This window comes from Paenibacillus camerounensis, from assembly GCF_000723885.1.
In the GTDB taxonomy this organism is placed as follows: Bacteria; Bacillota; Bacilli; order Paenibacillales; family Paenibacillaceae; genus Paenibacillus_AQ; species Paenibacillus_AQ camerounensis.
Genome location: NZ_CCDG010000016.1, coordinates 96642 through 115473, shown reverse-complemented (window position 1 = coordinate 115473; position 18832 = coordinate 96642). Strand labels below are relative to the sequence as shown.

The 18832-nt window shown below is 49.7% G+C and carries 15 protein-coding genes; 4 read left to right on the top strand and 11 right to left on the bottom strand.

Annotated features, from left to right (window positions below; translation table 11 throughout):
• Positions 1 to 107: 107 nt before the first annotated feature.
• Together BN3772_RS06745 and BN3772_RS06740 are read left to right on the top strand one after the other, a co-directional pair.
• A complete protein-coding gene (locus tag BN3772_RS06745; RefSeq protein WP_042198039.1) occupies positions 108 to 1097 on the top strand; it encodes an aldo/keto reductase in 990 nt (329 codons plus the stop codon).
• Positions 1098 to 1238: 141 nt separating this feature from the next.
• Positions 1239 to 2147 carry an aldo/keto reductase gene (locus BN3772_RS06740; RefSeq protein WP_042198037.1) on the top strand — a complete coding sequence of 303 codons (909 nt, stop codon included), beginning with the start codon at positions 1239 to 1241 and terminating at the stop codon, positions 2145 to 2147.
• A 109-nt stretch (positions 2148 to 2256) separates the two neighbouring features.
• Here BN3772_RS06740 and BN3772_RS06735 read toward each other — a convergent pair whose 3' ends face one another.
• From BN3772_RS06735 to msrA, 6 genes are all read right to left on the bottom strand, one after another.
• Entirely contained in the window at positions 2257 to 2550 is a 294-nt protein-coding gene (locus BN3772_RS06735) for a hypothetical protein (RefSeq protein WP_042198034.1), read from the bottom strand.
• Positions 2551 to 2668: 118 nt separating this feature from the next.
• The gene (locus BN3772_RS06730) at positions 2669 to 3400 is read right to left on the bottom strand and encodes a ZIP family metal transporter (RefSeq protein WP_042198032.1); all 732 of its coding nucleotides are present in this window, start codon (positions 3398 to 3400) and stop codon (positions 2669 to 2671) included.
• A gap of 101 nt (positions 3401 to 3501) precedes the next feature.
• A complete protein-coding gene (locus BN3772_RS06725) occupies positions 3502 to 4011 on the bottom strand; it encodes a GNAT family N-acetyltransferase (protein WP_042198030.1) in 510 nt (169 codons plus the stop codon).
• A gap of 635 nt (positions 4012 to 4646) precedes the next feature.
• Positions 4647 to 6329, bottom strand: coding sequence for an ATP-binding protein (locus BN3772_RS06720; RefSeq protein ID WP_042198028.1), 1683 nt, complete (start codon positions 6327 to 6329; stop codon positions 4647 to 4649).
• Positions 6330 to 6348: 19 nt separating this feature from the next.
• Positions 6349 to 7422 (bottom strand): cobalamin-dependent protein, encoded by a 1074-nt coding sequence (locus BN3772_RS06715; protein ID WP_042198026.1) that lies wholly within the window; start codon positions 7420 to 7422, stop codon positions 6349 to 6351.
• Between the two features lie 86 nt (positions 7423 to 7508).
• Positions 7509 to 8483: a peptide-methionine (S)-S-oxide reductase MsrA gene (msrA, locus tag BN3772_RS06710; protein WP_042198023.1), complete on the bottom strand. Its 975-nt coding sequence runs from the start codon at positions 8481 to 8483 to the stop codon at positions 7509 to 7511.
• Between the two features lie 158 nt (positions 8484 to 8641).
• Between msrA and BN3772_RS06705 the strand changes: the two genes are divergently transcribed.
• Positions 8642 to 9796, top strand: a complete 1155-nt coding sequence (locus tag BN3772_RS06705; RefSeq protein ID WP_042198021.1) for a Rossmann-fold NAD(P)-binding domain-containing protein — start codon at positions 8642 to 8644, stop codon at positions 9794 to 9796.
• 142 nt (positions 9797 to 9938) lie between these two features.
• Positions 9939 to 10457: an SRPBCC domain-containing protein gene (locus tag BN3772_RS06700; RefSeq protein WP_042198018.1), complete on the top strand. Its 519-nt coding sequence runs from the start codon at positions 9939 to 9941 to the stop codon at positions 10455 to 10457.
• 114 nt (positions 10458 to 10571) lie between these two features.
• On the opposite strand, the gene BN3772_RS06695 is transcribed toward BN3772_RS06700, so the two are convergent.
• The 5 genes from BN3772_RS06695 to BN3772_RS06680 form a co-directional block, all read right to left on the bottom strand.
• Complete coding sequence (locus tag BN3772_RS06695; RefSeq protein WP_042198016.1) at positions 10572 to 10904, bottom strand: hypothetical protein; 333 nt, start codon at positions 10902 to 10904, stop codon at positions 10572 to 10574.
• On the bottom strand, positions 10891 to 11067 hold the full coding sequence (locus BN3772_RS30550; RefSeq protein WP_157643557.1) for a hypothetical protein: 177 nt from the start codon (positions 11065 to 11067) through the stop codon (positions 10891 to 10893). The genes BN3772_RS06695 and BN3772_RS30550 overlap by 14 nt, the downstream gene beginning before the upstream one ends.
• Positions 11064 to 11363, bottom strand: coding sequence for a hypothetical protein (locus BN3772_RS06690; RefSeq protein ID WP_042198014.1), 300 nt, complete (start codon positions 11361 to 11363; stop codon positions 11064 to 11066). The genes BN3772_RS30550 and BN3772_RS06690 overlap by 4 nt, the downstream gene beginning before the upstream one ends.
• Positions 11364 to 11530: 167 nt before the next feature.
• Positions 11531 to 13144, bottom strand: coding sequence for an S-layer homology domain-containing protein (locus BN3772_RS06685; protein WP_042198011.1), 1614 nt, complete (start codon positions 13142 to 13144; stop codon positions 11531 to 11533).
• Entirely contained in the window at positions 13141 to 18831 is a 5691-nt protein-coding gene (locus BN3772_RS06680) for a dockerin type I repeat-containing protein (protein ID WP_157643556.1), read from the bottom strand. Before BN3772_RS06680 ends, BN3772_RS06685 begins: the two co-directional genes overlap by 4 nt.
• Position 18832: the final 1 nt, after the last annotated feature.

Sequence of the window (18832 nt, the reverse complement as noted above, 5' to 3'; positions counted from 1 at the left end):
ACATACGCTTTTGGCCGCTGCTTCCGCTACAATAGAACATATCCGTTGAACCGTAAACGCTTCCGTTATAGGGAGGCTTACTTCAAAAACTTTTAGGAGGTTAACACATGTACATCGCTAATCCTGAACGCTATAACCAGATGAAATATAACCGTACCGGCCGGAGCGGCCTGCTGCTTCCGGCGATCTCGCTCGGCCTGTGGCATAACTTCGGCGGCAACGACCTGTTCGAGAACGGACGGGCCATGGTGCGCCGGGCCTTTGATCTGGGCATTACCCATTTCGACCTGGCCAACAACTACGGACCGCCTCCCGGCTCCGCTGAAGAGAATTTCGGACGGATTCTCCGCCAGGATCTCGCCGCTTACCGTGATGAGCTGATCATCTCCACCAAAGCCGGCTATTACATGTGGCCGGGCCCGTATGGAGAATGGGGCTCCAAGAAAAACCTGGTCTCCAGCCTTGACCAGAGCCTGAAGCGGATGGACTTGGATTATGTGGATATTTACTACCACCACCGTCCAGACCCGAACACTCCGCTGGAAGAAACGATGGCCGCACTCGACCTTATTGTCCGCCAGGGTAAGGCGCTGTATGTCGGTATTTCTAACTACCGTCCGGCTGAGGCGCGTGAAGCCGCGCAGATTCTCCGCCGTCTGGGCACACCTTGCCTGATCCATCAGCCGAACTATTCCATGATGGCCCGCTGGATCGAAGACGAGCTGCAGGATGTGCTTGCTGAAGAGGGCATCGGCACCATCGCCTTCTCGCCGCTGTATAAGGGTATTCTGACCGACCGCTATCTGAACGGTATTTCCTCGGATTCCCGTGCGGCAGGACCAAGCGTGTTCCTATCCGAGAAGGAAATTACCGAAGAAGTTATCAGCAAGGTTAGCAGGCTGAACGACATCGCTGCAGCCCGCGGCCAGAAAATGTCGCAGCTTGCCCTCTCCTGGGTGCTGCGCGGCGGCAAGGTAACCTCGGCGCTGATCGGTGCAAGCAAGGTAAGCCAGATTGAGGATGCAGTGGCATCGCTGAACGCGCCTGAGCTCAGCGCGGACGAGCTGGAACAGATCGAGGCTATCCTGCAGGGTTAATCGTAAGAATGATTGCACAGCACGGCATTATAGACGGCAAATGAAACTGCAGGGCTGAGACGCCGGGCAGGGGCGTTTGCCGTCTTTTGCATGGGGAATGTATAATGGACAAAACATGCGCAGAAAGGGATGCACAGCACAATGAACAAGCACCGCTTAGGGCAATCTGACTTATATGTAAGCGCCATGGGACTGGGCTGCATGTCTCTGGGAACTGAGGAGGCCCCCGCCGTCTCCATCATCCATGAGGCACTGGACCGGGGAATTAATTTCCTGGATACAGCAGATCTTTATGATGCCGGCCGTAATGAGGAGCTTGTCGGCGCCGCGATACGCGGACGCCGCAGCGAAGTCGTTCTGGCTACGAAGGTAGGTAACCGCCGGATTTCCGGCCAGGACGGCTGGTCCTGGGACGCCTCCAAGACCTATATTAAATCCGCGGTGCAGGATAGCCTCCGCAGGCTGCAGACCGACTATATCGACCTCTATCAGCTGCACGGCGGAACCATGGAGGACAATATCGATGAGACGATTGAAGCCTTTGAAGAATTGAAGCAGGAGGGGCTGATCCGCTATTACGGTATTTCCTCCATCCGGCCGAATGTGGTCAGGGAATATGTGAAGCGTTCCCGAATCGTAAGTGTCATGAGCCAATATAGCATTCTCGACCGGCGGCCGGAAGAAGCCATACTGCCGCTGCTTGAGCAGCACGGCATCAGCCTGATTGCACGCGGGCCGCTGGCGCGCGGCATCCTGACAGACAACGGCCGCTCCAGGCTCGGGAAGGATTATCTCGATCATACGGCAGCGGAACTGGCCGCCCTGCATGAAGAGCTCACGCGGCAGGCTTCTGCTCCGCGGACCCTCACGCAGACCGCACTCCACTACCCGCTGTCACACCCGGCGGTTGCAGCTGTAATCCCCGGCGCGAGCAGTCCGGAGCAGCTGCGGCTGAACATTGCCGCAGTTGAAGCAGCGCCGCTCACTGCCGCTGAAGCAGCAGCTGTCCGGCAGACGGTCAAAGTAGGCGTCTATACCTCGCACCGCTAAGCTGTAAGAGGCACAGCAAACAGGCTATCCCGCAGGCTGCATATTTGCAGCAGGGATAGCCTGTCTTTATTCAGTACGGAATACCGCCATAAGCACAGAAGCAGACGTGTTAACGTTTTTTGCGGATACGGTTAATCCACAGCACCAGGGACACCAGCAATACCACACCCGTGATTGCCCAGGTCAGCATGAATGCCATTCCCAGCCCGATATTGGCGTCTAGCGCCTCCCGCAGGCTCTCCTGCACGAGCAGTACGGCAAGCGGGGCACCGCTTGCTATCAGCAGCACCAGTGTACTATATCGCGCAAAAGCCGTGCGTTTAGGCAACGCATAATAGAAACTCAGATACGAGACAATCAGTAGAATGAAAGATAATGAAGCTTGAATTCCAAGTCTGTCCATCCTGTCACACTCCTTACCCTCAGCCTTTGCCGATGACGGCAGACTCTGCTGCCTTCGGATGCGTTCAGTATATCGGCTCTGTAAGCCTGATGCAAATACAGGCACCTCCCCGGCAGGATCAGCCGAAAAATTGCGTAATATATACCATCGCCAGCAGCCCGAAAATAAACGAATACGTGGAAGGCCGCTCATAACCGTGGCCATGGCTCTCCGGAATCAGCTCCTTATAGACAATAAAGAGCATCGCTCCTGCGGCAAACGCCAGCCCGTAACCGACTGCATGCTCCAGGGAGCTGGCTGCAAAATAACCGATAACCGCAGATATCATCTCCATTAGCCCGGTCAATGCCGCTACACCGAGCGCTTTCCCCCGGGTAGATTTTGAATTCATCATGAAGACAGCCAGAATAAGGCCCTCCGGCATATTTTGTGCCCCGATGGCAATGGCCACCATTGGGCCGAGACTGGACTCTTCGCTGGCATAGCTGAAGCCTGTACTCAGACCTTCAGGTATGTTATGGATGAACAGGGCAATCATGACAAGCAGTGCCTTGGAATCCATATTGGCGAAGCCGGGCTTGTTCTCCACGTCGATATGCGGAATATTCTTTTCAATGAGATCCAGCATCAGCACACCGGTAATCAGCCCAAGCGTCAAGGCGATGATCCCCGATTCATTAATCGCCTGCGGCATTAAGCCGAAGGTAGAAGCAGATACCATAATCCCGGCAGTAAAAGCGACCAGAATATCCTTCCAGCGCTCGGATAATCTCCGCACGAACAAAATAGGCACCGCTCCAAGCACCGTTGCCATTGCAGACAGAAAGCTGCCTAGCAGCGCAGTCTCCAAGTTATTTCCTCCTCATCAGCAGACCGGATTTCATAGACTCAATTTATGCGGCGGACAGCATAGTTTATGACTTGGCCCGCATTTTGGTGCCTATTCTCCGTTCAGGATAATACAAGTGTCATTAGGTCCTCATCCAGATACCGGCCGCCGGCCAGCCTGACCGCATTGCGTTCAGTACCGTAGCAGGTGAAGCCCAGGGTAGAATAGAGACGCTTTGCCGGAAGATTATTTGCCGTTACGGTCAGATTGATTACCGCAAGCCCAGGCATCTGCCTTACACGTGCAAGCAGCCCGGTCAGTAAAGCGCAGCCCAGCTTCTGTCCGCGTGCCGCCGGACTTACATACATTGCGAAAACATTGCCTTTGTGACGTATCTTCTCCCTGCCCTCACGGATAAAGGTAACCATGCCGGCCAGCTCATGCTCTGCATTGAAACCGCCCAGGGTGAACCTGCCCTCTACAGGCTCCAGTCTGCTGCGGGTAGCGTCCAGCGGAAGCTCCTTCTCTTCTTCGTAGGAGCTTAGAAAGGCCTCCGGATGAAGCCGAAGCGCCTGCAGCCGAAGCTCGCGATACTGCTCTGCATCAGCCTGATTAAGCATTCTTATGTACATGACGTCTCCCTCTTCCGCCCGGGGCGGGCAACTGATCTATATAGTGCGTAATTAAGTTTAGGACCTGACGAGGAGGCGTTCTATCGCATAGCCAGAGTCCTTCGATGAAGTTAAGGTTTGGGCTAACGTATTGAACCTGGCTGTTCTTCTATAGTTAAGGGCACAGAATAAGGAATGACCCAGCCGAAATAACTGTACTTTCTGCAGTTAAACCCGACTAATGGGCTCTGCTGCAGGTTTTAACTGCACTCTGTACACTTATATTTGCTAAAAACGCCCGAAACCGGCTTTTTCGAGGAAAATAGATGTATAGAATACCATTATTATCTTATAATGATTCATTTCCACTGTTTTAATTGTACAAAGTACACTTAACCTGATATGACCCTGTACCCACTGACTAAGGTTAGCGTTTGGCAGGGGCGCTCAATCTGCTGCCCGCCGTTTCTACTAAGCGGGAACAGGAGGCGTTTTGCTTCTTATAGGCGTTATGTATAGATAGATTATATCCGTATTACGGAACTTTTGAAACGGGAAGCAGAGCAGACAACAGTGCACCGGTTTGTTAGCCCGCAGGCAAAAAAGAAGCGGAGGCTCCGGTACTCCGAAACCTCCGCTCTCATCAGCCGCAGGATTTACAGCAGCTTGTCCAGCTCCCGGCAGGCTTCCCGGTATGCAGGCTCCAGCTTCTGGAGCTGGCGGGCAGCAGGACCGTATTCTCCGGCTCTGGCATGACGTTCCACCATGGCGCACAGATGGGCAAAGTACTGTACCCCGATGCTCAGGCTGCCTGATTTCAGGCTGTGGGCTGCTGCCTCCATATCCGCCAAATTCTGCTTTGCCGCAGCTTCATCCAGGGCTGCCAGTCTAAGCGGAGTATCCTTCTTAAAGATCCCGATAAGCATATGCAGCAGCTCCGGCTCCTCCCCGTCCATCTCCCGGATACCGGAAAGGGTGTCCTCCTGCAGAACCGGGATATACGGCTGTGCGCTGTACCATTTGGCCAGCAGCTTGCCGAGTGTCTGCAGGCTTAACGGCTTAACCGTCCAGTCATCCAATCCGGCCAGGATGAACTGCGAGCGGCTGTCCCCGCCTTCATCTCCGGTCACACCAATGATCGGCACCCTCGGCCTTCCCCCTGAAGCTTCAAGCTGACGGATTGAGCGTACGGCCTCCTGGCCGTTCATTACCGGAAGCCTGCTGTCCATCAGGATAAGTCCGTACTCCTGCTCCTGCCAGGCCTCAACAGCTTCCAGACCGTTATCCGCCAGATGCACAGATGTTACGCCCAGCTTCTGCAGCTGCCGCAGCAATACCGTACTGTTCAGCCCGTTATCTTCGGCAACCAGCACCGGAAGTACGCTGAACCTGCTCTCCGGGAAGGCTGCCGCAGGGGGCTGGTCCGGTGCCGCAAGGCCTGCCGGCTTGTCCAGTGTAAGCTCGAAGCGGAAAAGTGAGCCCTGACCGGGTGTACTGTCTGCTGAGATTGTACCGCCCATAAGCTCTACCATGGACTTGCAGATAGACAAGCCTAGCCCGGTCCCCTCGGCGGTCAGCTCCGCATCATGGCTTACCTGTGAATACGGGCGGAACAGGGCTGCCTGGTCCTCCGGTGAGATGCCGATTCCCTGGTCCCGGACTTCAAAGCACAGACGCTGCCAGGAATCCCCTTCCCCGGTCTGGCTAACCGTTACCCCGATCTCTCCGCCCTGCGTGAATTTCACCGCGTTGCCTAGCAAATTAATAAGGACCTGGAGGATTTTCGGGGAATCCCCTTCCAGCTTATCCGCAACCCCGTCAAGAATTTTATATTCCAAGGTGTTATCCTTCTTCGCCGCAGCTGGTGATAGCAGACGCAGCGAATATTCAAGCAGATCTTTAACACCAAAGCATTCTTTGCTAATCTCCATTTTCCCGGCTTCAAGCTTGGAGAAATCCAGCAGGTTCCGGATCATCTGCAGCAGGTATTGCGCGGATTCGCGGATCACCTGCAGATGAGCCCGCTGTTCCTCCGTCCCGCCTTCTGCTTCAAGCAGCTCGGTTATCCCCAGAATGCCGTTCATGGGTGTCCGTATTTCATGGCTTACAGTAGCCAGAAACAGACTTTTGGTCTGGTTGGCCGCTTCCGCCTCCTCCTTCAGAGCCTTAAGCTCGACATTATTTTTGGCCAGCAGCCGTTGCGTTGTAATCAGCTCATTGTTCATGGCGGAAAATTCAGCCAGCACCTGCTCTTCCCGCCCGTTGCCTTCAATGATCTGCTGCGACAGCTTTTCGATAGTTAGTCTGAGACTGATAATCTCCTGCTCATTTCCGGTCATGTAATCTCCTGCCTCTATGTCAGTTCTTATGATGCGTACTGGAAACCAGGCGCTCAGCTGCTTCAAGTGCCGTCCTGGCATCCGGAGCATAGCCGTCCGCTCCGACCTTTTCCCATAATTCCTTATCAATATTAAACGGCATACCGCCGACCATAATCCGCAGACCGTCCAGTTCAGGCCTGCTGCGGATTGACGCAATTACACGGGCAGCCTCTGACACGTGATAGGTCATTGTAACCGAAATCGCCAGCAGATCAGCAGGCTGCTCGATAAGATACCTGACCAGACTCTCCAGAGGCATATTGGACCCCAGATAATAGGTATTCCAGCCCTCCATCTCGAAGAAATCCGTCAGCATCCGCAGGCCGATTTCATGCAGCTCTTCGCCAACCCCGACCGCCACCAGACTGCTGCGGCCGCTCTGGGCCTTAATCCAGCGCGGATATAGCTGCGAAATAATGCTCTGGGTACAGGCTGTACAGTAATGCTCCTGGGCCACCGTAATGCGCCCCATCTGCCATAGCCGTCCTAATTCGTATTGGGTTTCCTGAAAGATATGCATGTAAATATCCTTAACCGGAACCCCCTCGTCATATAACCGGCTTATACAAGCTGAAGCCTTGCGGCGTTCCCCTTCCAGCAGCAGCCTCAGATATTCATCAGCCTCCCGGAAATAGGGCTTCTCAGGACGCAGAAAGGAAGGAGGGCTCTCCTCTCCCTTCATATGAAATACCGCCATGTCGAGATAGCTGAGAATCAGTTCTCTGGCCGGCGGCTCTAAGCTGGCGCTGATTGCATCCTTCATAAGAGTGAAGTTAATCCGCAGATCCTCCGCTGTAATCTTGTACTGCATAAGCAGCACCTTAAGCCAAAGCACATAGTTAATGAATAAAAGCGGGCTGTCCATAGCCACGCTTTGTGCCAGATAACGCAAATGGTATAGAGAGTCCTGCCTGGTTCTTGCCATCCCGGAAGGACCAAAGCGCTGTTTCAATTCAGGCTGTCTTTCATATTGACGCAAAGTTATTTCATCCGCAAGCTGCTCTGCTATCATTTTCAGCCGTTCTCCTGCATCTTGCTGATTAGTATACATCGGGTCACTCCTTCAGTATGCATATAAAATGATACTTAACTCCTATTATACCTTATTTCGCAAGCCTACCGGGAACACTGCGAGAATCACTCAAATATTACCAGATAACGTTGCAGCCCGTTCGCTTCAAGCTCTTCCTTCGGGATAAAATGCAGCGCAGCCGAGTTAACCCGGTAATGCAGCTTCGCAGGCTCCGGCCCGTCATATAGCAGAAGGCCGATATAGGCTCCGCTCAGCCTGCTCCGCAGCACAGTCTGCGCTGTACCGCCGTTCAGATCTGCCTCCCGGCGGACCAGGCCAGGCTCAAGCGGCCCGGTGAAGGACGGCCAGCCGGTGCCTGAGTCGAATTTATCCCGGGAGCTAAACAGCGGGTCTCCGTTCAGCAGATCGGTGTAGATACCGTCCCTGTAAACATTCCAGTAAGCATTATCAAAGGGGGGTTCTGTGCCCTTGTTCTGCGTTACTTCAAACTGCAGGGCGGACAGCTTCGAGCGAAGCCGTTCGCGATCCCCGCTCCGCTGCCAGTAATGCTGCGTGAAATCGCTGCGGCCTGAGCCCTTCAGGTAGAGCTTATAATCAAGGGGATGTGTTTTGTAATAGTCCTGGTGCTCCGCCTCCGCCGGATAGAACGGCCTGGCCGGCAGAATCTCCGTCACAACCGGCCCTTTGAACCGCTTTTCCGCCTGTAGCGCGGCTCTGGAAGCCTCTGCCTCCACCCGCTGTGCCTCATTGTGAACAAAGATGGCCGTCTTGTAGGAATGGCCGCGGTCCATGAACTGGCCGCCCCGGTCCGTGGGGTCAATCAGCTGCCAGTAAATGTCCAGCAGACGCCGGTAAGGAAACAGCTCCGGTTCAAAAGTAATCTGTACAGCCTCAAAATGACCGGTCGTCTCCGTTCCCACCGCAGCATAAGTCGGATCCTCCGTGTGCCCTCCTGTGTATCCCGATACCACTGACATAATTCCCGGCAGCTCGTCAAAAGGCTTGACCATACACCAGAAGCAGCCCCCGGCGAAGGTAGCAAGCCCGGACCGCTGAACAGTCTGCTGAAACTTATCCATCCGGCCTTCCCCCTCACTTGTATTGTTTGATATCTTATTACCCCATTATAGCCGAAGCTCTTTTTGACCCAATCGGCCAGTGCCCCGGGCAATAGCATCGCGTATAATATTCCTTAGAAATTCTTCCATTATAGACAGACAGGGAGACACGACACCATATGAATTCAGCCAAAGACAGCTGCAAGGAAAGCGCCAGATCAGCATCAGCTGACACAATAAATAACAGCACTAACTCCAGCCTAAGACAAACCGTTGCTATTACCGGCGCAAGCAGATGTCCGGATGAGCAGCTCCTCACACTGCTGACGGAGCATTATAATGTAATAGTGCTGCTGGACAAGGGAGATCGGGGTTTAGCTGCATGCCCTGATCAGACAGGGCATTGCCCAGATGTGCAGCGGCGGCCTTGTGACCTGTTCTCCCTGCCTTCCGCGGAGAAGGCTATGCAGGGGGCAGATTATGCCATATACTTTGTTCAGCCAAAGCGTTATCCTGCACGATTAACACAAGCTTGCATTGCAGATATTAATGCTATACAGGCAGATCATTTTGCCCGGGCAGCCTGTAAGAACGGCATACAACACATCGCCTTCCTATGCTCTGCAGCGGCAGGAGATGACACTCCGGGCAGCCTGCCGCTGAGCTGCCTGGAGATAGAGCGCATCCTTGGCTCTTACGGCCTGCCCGTCACGACGCTTCGTACCGGGCAAAATGCCAGGCAGACTACAGCCGGGGCGCCAGGCCCCTCCTTCGAGGCTCCCGCAGCGCTGATCAGCGCCGGCAAGGTGCTGCTTGATGCGCTGGTGACCGCATCCGGGTCCGGCAAACTGCCCGGCATCCCGGATAAGGGCCCGTCCGTAAAGTCTACACGGGTCTCAGATGTCCGCTCCATCCAGCGCGTAGTACTGCCCGACAATACGGATGCGGCCTGGGCTGCCCGTTATTATCTGGATTGGCTGGGCAGCCTGCTGAAGCTGCCGCTCCGTATTGATCATGACGGCGGTGACAGGCACAGAATTTGTCTGCGCGCCGGCAGCCTGCCGATACTGGAACTGACATGCCTGCCGCACCAAAGCAATCCGCAGCATACGATACTCAGGATTTCCGGCGGAGTCCTCGCGAAGCAACAGGATGCCTATGAAGGAAGACTCGAATTCCTGCAGCTTCCCGGCACCCGGGAATGCATCATTGCCATCCATGATTATTTGCCGTCCCTGCCCTGGGTACTTTATAAGCATACCCAGGCTCTGGTCCACCTTTGGGTTATGGCAGCGTTCCGCAGGCATCTACAGCTTATAAGCAGCCGCTCCTGAGTCATTTGCAAATTCCAGTCATCATACCTCCCTCTCGAACAGAGCGGGAGTCCGACGATTGGCTGGAGCAATACCGCTCCCTCTGGGAGTAACGCTTTGCTTGTTATAATAATCTGACTATCGCAGGGAGGATATGTACCTAATGACAAACCAAATGGTGTCCCGGTTAGAGGACAAATCACTTTTTCTTGAGCGTGAATTCAATGCGCCGCGCGGGCTGGTCTTTGCGGCCTTCTCACAGGCTGAGCATCTGAAGCACTGGTGGGGGCCGCGGGGCTGGAGTCTTCCGGTATGCCATGTAGATTTCCGCAAAGGCGGAGTCTGGCACTACTGTATGAAATGTGAAGACAAGAGCCAGGGGGAGTTCTACGGAATGGAAGCCTGGGGCAAAGCAGTTTACAGTGAGCTTACCCCGCCTGAAAGCATTATCTATACCGATTATTTCTGCGACGAAGAAGGCCATGTGGCAGAGGATCTGCCGGCCACGCTCGTAACGTTAACCTTTACAGAAACAGACAGCGGAACCAAGGTCATCTGCCGCTCCGATTATGAAACCGCCGATGAGCTGCAAAAGGTGCTTGATATGGGGATGCTCCAGGGAATCACAGAGACATGGGACAAGCTGGTAGAGCACCTGGACTCCGCCAGCAGCAACAGTTAAACGGATTAGCTCAACCACCGATCGGCTGCTTAACGCAGCGCCATCTATAAGCAGACAGCAAAGCAACGGTTTCCTGTTCCGGCAGGACCGCTGCTTTTTATCAACAAATCAGGTTTAGCTATCCTTCTCGTTAATATCCCACAGATCCTTGTGCATCAGCCCTGCAAACAGAAGGAGGATCAGCGTCAGAATCATCACTAGCTCTCTGAACGTATTGGATACGCTGTCTACATTATACCCAAAAACAATGTTCAAACGGCCCCACAACAGATTAAGGCATAGCAGCGAGACCATGCAATACGTCATCCATACACTCCTCAGGTACAGGTTATACGTCCGGTTCGGGCCTTTTCCGATAAAAAATTTGCGGTACCTCAGCACATAAGCAGCAAACACAATAAAAACAGCTATTTCCAGTGTAATAAGAATTAAGTCAACGATGGCCATGCAAATCATCTCCTCTCTTACCCAGGCCGGTACGGTGCAGGTCTAACAGGCTTTCGATATCATTCAGTTCATAGGCTTCCCGGATTTTGCCGAGGTTCTCTATTTCCCGCTTTACAGAGCTGGGCTTGACCACAGTTTTCTTGAAAATATCGAGGAGCTTCACTTGTTGACGACCTCCTCACCTTTGGTTTTATCGGCGCTCTCTCGTGCCAGGGCCTCTCTTTCAATTAATAGCTTGACCAGGGAACGGTTGTACTCACTCAGCTGCTTCTCGTTCTCTTCATCACGTTTCTGGTAATTCTGAATGACCTTCTCCTTGCCTGCGATCTGCCTGATAGCCCAGATTAGAGCAACCGATAAAAGGACATTTAGCACGACTGAGCCGCTATTCTCAGCAAACAGGCCAGTCAATGCATTCAGATCCATCCATATCACCCCGTTTGTTGTGAACCTGTCCATCTCCGCAGCACCACCTACAAAAGCAAAAGCACTGCAGAAGATCAACTGCTATACTCTATTCTTTTGCTGCTAGAATGGATTGGGTAATACAGTATGAAAAAAAAGCCTTCCGCATGTCCAATAGACTGCGGAAGACTTATATTAGATTGTATTCTCATGGAGTCGGCCTATTCCAACTCATTAAACCTTTGGAGCATCGTGGCTACCTCTGCTCTGGTTGCAAGACCCGAAGGATTTAGCGTCAAATCATTGTTACCCTTCATAATGTCCTTAGACACAGCCCAAGCAATGGACTCTTTGGCAAAGTCTGAAATTTCATTAGCATCTTTGAAGCTCAGGCTTGAAAGACCGGTTTGAAGATCAACACCTTTACTCTTAGCGTATCTATAGAGCATAACAGCAATTTGCTCACGGGTGATTGCATCATTGGGAGCAAATCTATTCTTATCATACCCGTTAACAATTTTGCTTTGATGTGCCCAAATAACCGGATCTGAATACCAATGCCCGCTTTGAACATCAGAGAATACATTTGCAAATGTAACATTCGGTTTATTTTCCATACGATAGATTACAGTGGCCAGCATGGAACGGCTCATTTTCCCGGAGGGTGAAAATTCCGTTTCGGAAGTTCCCGTGAATAGTCCCTTGTTGTAAACATACCTTACAGAAGAATAGAACCAATCGTCATGTGCTATATCTGTAAAAGGCGTTTTTTTAGCAAAGGTAACCACCACAACGGTATCACGGCTAACCTCTGGAATGGTGTAAATGTCATGGCCTATAAGTTTCTCACCGTTGACAATGATATATTCCGTTTCAAACCCCTCATCTGGAATCATTCTGATGGTTGCAGAGGTTGTTGCACGAATGGTTTGAACTTCGAAGCCGTCGGCAATTTTTCCGTTCCCGCCTTTTACAGAAGCACTAACGGAATAGTAAAGATCAATTGCGGTGTTACCGTCTGTGGTGTTGCCAACCGGGGCTGCCCAACGTTTCGGGCCGACAATTTTTGAGCGCTCGAAATCGGAAACGCCAGTGCTAAGCATTTCAATTGCTTCAGAGATTTCCGAAGCCAGAGCAGCCTTGTTATCAAAAACAGCCTCAGCCCCGGCAATTACCTCTCTCAATTTTTGAGCAGATTTTGTTGGATACCAAAACTCCGGATCATATATGTTTTTGGGGTTATCCGCAATAGTCACTGAAGCAAGTAAAGCTTTTGCAGCAACAATGTTTTCATACAGTAAAGCTTTTGAGGTGTCCTTTACTCCAGAGCCAACAATGATTTGCACATCTTCAAACGGTTCAATATACCGGTGTGTCGCATCTTTGTTTGTCAGAATGAAGCTGCTTAAAGAGAAGCTGAACGTTCCCGTGTTTCTGGCTTGAAATACAGCGGTCCCAATATTTTGAAGCATTGAATCCGCTTGTCCGTTGCCAGTCATATCAAGATAGACATAGTTGATGGCACCGCCGGAATATTTCATTGAAATATCCTTTTCCATCTTAACACCGGTATTTTGCAGAACATAAGAATCAAACTGCAGCTTTCCTTGAAAGCCATATACCGGTGCCCTTCCGGCACCAGTATATGAAAGACTTAGTTTAACAAAAATCTCTTCTCCAACCTCAAATGATGATTTTACGGAGCCGGAGCTGTCAGTTACTGTGGCCACTACACGATAGCTAAGGTCTGCAGCATCGTTTGCGCTGTAGGCATAGGATGGTAAAACAGCCCCTAGAAGCATGATACACAATATGCTTTTCAAGTATTTTATCATCTTTCAAGTGCCTCCATTAGTGTGAGCTGCGCATCTACAATGTCAACAATGCCGTCACCGTTTTTATCAGCTCTCATCCAATCCTCTGAAGAACTAAAGCCGTTATAGACATCGTCTAAAATAGCATCCAGGGTTGCTAAAATATCGATTTTATCAATCATACCATCACCATTGGTGTCTCCGCGAAGAAGAACAGGAGATTTCACCGTGGGTTCAAAACCAAGTTTTGCTGTTAATTGCTCGCCTGTGACAAGCTCCTTGGAAGCACCAATGTATGCTTTTTTAAGATTGTCATATAAAAGCGTTTGTTTGTTGCCTTCAATCACAACCGTTGCCTTGCCCATGCTTATTTCAGTGTAGATGGTGTACAACGAGAACCCTTGTGCTTGACGGATTTCATAACGGTAACCCAAATCCTTCACACTAATTTTGATAACGTCTGACAGTTCTTTATAGACCGGTTCCCCATTCCGGCCTTCAAAAGCAGCAAGTCTATAGCTGACTTTGATTGCAGCTTCGCCTGGAGCTAATGCTTCAATTGTCCCGTCCTGTGAAAGCCTGATGATGTTCTGATTATAAAGAATGTGCCACACAACGTCCTCTGCATGTAGAACGGTGTCGCCAGCCGTGCGGAGAGCTTTAACAGAAAGCACCGTTTTTCCGCCTATGCCAAGCTCGACCGAATCTGGCAGTTCATCGGAGCTTTCAAGGTCAGAGATTAGTTTAATGCTGTCAAACTCTGACAGAGCACGATTCACAAGATACACTTGAACAGCCGTTTCGTTTCCGGCATCATCAACCGCTTTAAGAATCAGGGTTTGGTCCGGGTCCTCACTTGAGGCCTTACGATTGACAACGAATGTTCCGTCCGGACTAATAATAATTCCGTCTGAACTGCCGTCTAACGTTAAGGCTGCGGATGGTTCTGTTAGACCCTTGAAGCTATAGCTTGAGTCCGCGCCGACAAAAACAACCTGATTGCTGACAGTGTTATCAACGTTGTCCCCGTCAAGGCTGGTTTGAACATCTTCGTTAAGGAGTAACGCAGGTGCTTTTGTATCAACAGTAAATCCAATGGCCCCTGATGACCTGCTCCCTTGGAGGGTGTCACGGTTTTCGGCAACCGCTATAAAGTCAATCAGCTGCTGGCCGTCTTCAAGACTTTCTTCAAATGACCACTCCGTCTTAAACTCTTGTGGCGTGTTTTTATCTTCAGTGTTAAGGTTAAATGTCATTTTAACAGGTCTGTCGAAGGTGTACGTTGCCTCTAATCGGTCAGTGTTTAAATAATAGCGGTCTTTGGATCTGTCAATATTGGTTTCAACGCTTAAAAGCTGAGGTTTATCCATTGACGGCATAACAAAGCTTTGCGATGATGCTACTTCGGTTGAACGATAATATTCTGCCTGTTTAAGAGCAGACTCCACAATTCTAACAGCCTGCGCTTTAACAAAGTAAGTCTTGCCTTCCTCTAATAGAGGCCGGTTGGTCTGGCTTTCTAATGGTTTTAGAATGATGTCACTTCCGACTTTAAATTGACCAAAGGAATTATCAACCTCATCACCCTCTTCGTCCTCGATCGCCACAAGATAATGGGTTGCCGTTTCGTCGCTTCCCGTTAGTTCAACCTTCACATAGCCGTCACCACTGTAGACCGCAGACACAGATTTCGGGTTTTGAGGGAGCAATGGATTTGTGAAAGTGAATGTTGAAGACGTGATTTTCTTACTCATTCCGCCTTGATGGTTAACAAGCATTGCAACAACATGATATTTCCCTTCAGGAAAGGACTCAGGGAGTGTGAACACATGAGAACCTGATTCAATTCCATCTAACTCCAGGTTGCCGATACTTATCAATGCTGAAGTGTCTTGAATGTTAGTGGATTCGATTGTTTGCATGACTGACGGGTCTTTTGTGACATAGACATTAAGTGCACCCGAATATTTGCCTTGCTTATCAGTTGTCCAGGAAACGTTAATATCACGGTTTGAATTTGCGCTATGAGAAGCACTGATTCCTGTAAGCTCCGGCATATAGTCAACACTGTTTACTGCAAAGCTGTCTATATAAACATCAGGTGTTGTAACTGAAACAGACCAGTTACCGGCAACAATAAGAGAGGGGTCAGTGACTGAAATGTACAAATAATTGTTGCCATCTAAAGATTGAACAAGATAGTTGCCGTTGCCCTTGTTATCGTCTTCAACCATTGTCAATTTTTTGCCGTTTGGATTGGTGACAATGATTTCTGATGCAGACGGTTTGACTAAGCCGCGAAGCGGAACTTCAAAGAGAAGCGCATCCTTTGATGTTGGGTTAACCTCTTTTGTAACCCCATCCCCGGCCCTTGTTTTAGCGATTGCCCCGGTACTCATCCTTCTCATATTCGTTCCATAGATCATTGTGGTCGGCACAAGATTGCCGTTTTCGTCCAGCGCTTCCGAGTTGACATAGTGAACGGCGTTTCCTCTTGAAGAGAGATCGATTGATCCGCCAAAGCTCAGGTCACCGTTCCAGTAATAGATAAAGCCAAGCTTAATTCCAATGACTTTAAAGTTTGCACCAACAAAGTCAGAGGAAACAGCTGCTTCAACTCCTGAAAGCTCCTTGCCCCCCACGAGCGGGATCGAGTCAGGAATGAACAGTCCTGCGTAAACATAACCGTAAAAATAATCCTCAGTAATTTTTATCGTTATCCCGCCGCGAATGGCTCCGGCGTGAATGCTGATGCTGCCAAAGGCATTTAGCTGAAACGGCGATATCCATTGCACATTCATTCCCGCTTGAAGATTAAGAAGTCTTCCCTCTTCGTCTTTTGCCAACCGTCCTGTACCTTCAATGGCAAGACCGGATAGTTTGGCATCCAGCTTAAAGTCACCTACAATAATTGCATTGATTAAAAGTCTTGTCTGAAGATGGATGGTAAGCGGCGGAAGCTCACCTGCCGGTTCTCCGGCAATGGTGTCTGCAAGGTTTGAAATGCCTCCGCCAAGTCCTGTGATAAACACATAAGGTGCAACGACAGGAACTTTCATTGTGGATGGCGCTAAAAAGAAGGTGAGCTTGTCCAGCATCATTTTTGGAACATCGTTAATAGGAACCTTTTTCAGCGCCAATGACCCTTCTACTTCCAGCATGGTAATAGAAACACCGGCATTAATGCTATAAATATCATCAATGGTGTTGATGGTTATGTCCGCCTTAACACCGGCTTCGTTGCCTACCAATGGGCCTAATATATCTTTGGGCAGGGCTACTGACAGTGTTGTGTTAATGCCAACAAAACCAATTTCACTGTCTTTACTTCCATAGAGAACATCTTGAACGTCCGCTGTCAGTGAGCCTTTATAATCATAATGCTCTTCACCCTTCGATGGGTCAGCAGCTTTCAAAGGCATTGAAATTCTTCCGCCAAAGCTAATGCCGAAATCATCATCGTCCCTAGTCAATACACCATATTTAATATTGATCAAAAAGCCTGCAATATTCTGCAGCATATAACCGGCATCCCCAAGCTGAAGCTCAAGGGCTTGAGCCTCCTTCTTGGAAACAGCCTCCCGGTTCAGGGTATATTTGATTCCATTTTCGGCTTCAAAATGCCACTTATTATGCCAAATATTAATGGAGTTAATCACCTTGATGGTACCATCGCCTTCCAGCTTTGCACCATTGCTGTCAACTGTCATCTTAAGGGCTTCGTTGCTGTCATAGGTCAGGATGTTATTGATGGTTATATCGCCATCGGCTCTGCTGGCAGAGTAATATTTTTCCGTCCCCGTATCCATAAGCCTGATTTTTCCGCGAAGGGTCAGAAGAATTTCTGTTTTATCTTTTTCAAATGCTATGCCTTTGTTAAGAATGCCATCTTTTTTCACGCTGCCGGATGCAAATTTTTTCAATGCATCTTCGTTTGCAAAGCTAACATAGTCATACAACTGTCTGTTGGTTGCAGCGTCAGTAAACCGAACCAGCGAAACAATACCGTAGCTTGCACTTCTATCCAAGATATTATTTGTGACATCGACTGTAGCTGCTGCTTTGATTTTTGTACCGAAGGCATCGATCAGCTGCTGATTGGTAAATCTGAATTCAATTTCATACTTTCCAACAGCCATGGTCTGATTCGTTGAGAACGCAAGCGTCTGACCTTCTTCAATAAAACTTATTTTTCTTTTGTCGATCATAACAGCCTCACCGCTTGTTGATGAAACAAGGTAAAGACTCCATCCGTCACTTCCCGCAAGGGCCCCGGTTAAAACCTTCATATCACCGGAAACGGTAATATTTTTGTCGCCTTCATAATAAACGGACGACGGGAAAACTTGCTTCATTGAAACTTCCGGAAGCTTTCCTTCAACTGCAGGAATCAGAATGTTTGTGTTGGCACTGTAGTCAACCACTTTATTTGTGTTAGCATCAACAATTTCCGTTGCGTTTAACGAAACGGCCAGACGTTTTGAGGTGATCGTAGACTGAGTCTCTGCAATGATCTCAACATCCGGAATATCAAACACCGTCCCAATGTTAAGACCGCCCGAAATCTTCACCGTGTATTCCCGTGTGTTCGTTGCTGCAAAAACAAGTCCCTCTTCGAGGCTAAGCCTCACAATGGGCTCTAAAAGTTCTTTTGCTCCTGAGACACTATTGTCAATGACTACATTTGCTTTGAAAACACCATTGTTTTCATATGCCTTTTTGTCGTTAGTTAGCAATACATTTTCGGTTTGAATACCTATTGAAACATGCTCCTTTTGGGTTTGTTCAGCAAAGCTGCCAATCCCATAGAGCATTTCAGAAATTCTGACCTGGCCCGGCTCAATTGATTTTTCATTCCAATAATAAGCCGTTGCAGTGTCAGGAACTAAATATTTGTTGGAATAATTGGTAAAATCAACATTAGGGTCTGGCGTATAATCGTATCTTGTGTTTGCAAGATTAACCCAGTGACCTACAATCACTTTATCAACGTTTACGTCTTTGTTGCCGCTCCAGCCGGACAAGAGGGCATAAGCCATCTTGTTCGACGCTGAAAGAGAATCCACATATCTAATCTGCTGCGGAAGGTTGTCACCGCTATATTCGGTTTCAACAATTGTCGGCTGCATCGGGTCAACCAAAACATAAGGTGAATCAATTTCTGAACCAAGCGCGTTATCCAGAAGAAGCCGGATACCCACCGTCCCGGCTGTGGCATTGTTATTTTTCACATCATATGAAATACCAATGTTTCCAGTCCTCAAGTTATTTGGGTCAATCGAAATGGACACCTTTTGTGTGATGGTATAGCCCTTAATGTCCCATGCGATGGTTAAAAGCCTGTTTTGCTCGGAAACGACAGGTTCATGAAGCTTTGTATCGATTCCAAACCAGCCATATTCCTGACCGAAAACATAATCTTTGCCGTCGATCCGAACGGTTGTGAACGATGTTCCATTGCTCCTTGCCGCATCTTCCCTATAAAGAAGCGGCAGGTTGTTGTCAAAAGCTTTTTGCGGATGGCCGTCAATGGTTTCGATTGAAAAACCGCCTGTTTTAGAATTTATTGAATATTTCATAAATTCGTTCGCAATGGAATAATCCGCGCTACTGGCTTCTGCACGGGCAGGGAAACTGGCAAAAGTGAAAAGCATGGCTACAAAGAGAGCTGCAGCTATGCTGCGTTTCATTGATCTATGGACCGTCATT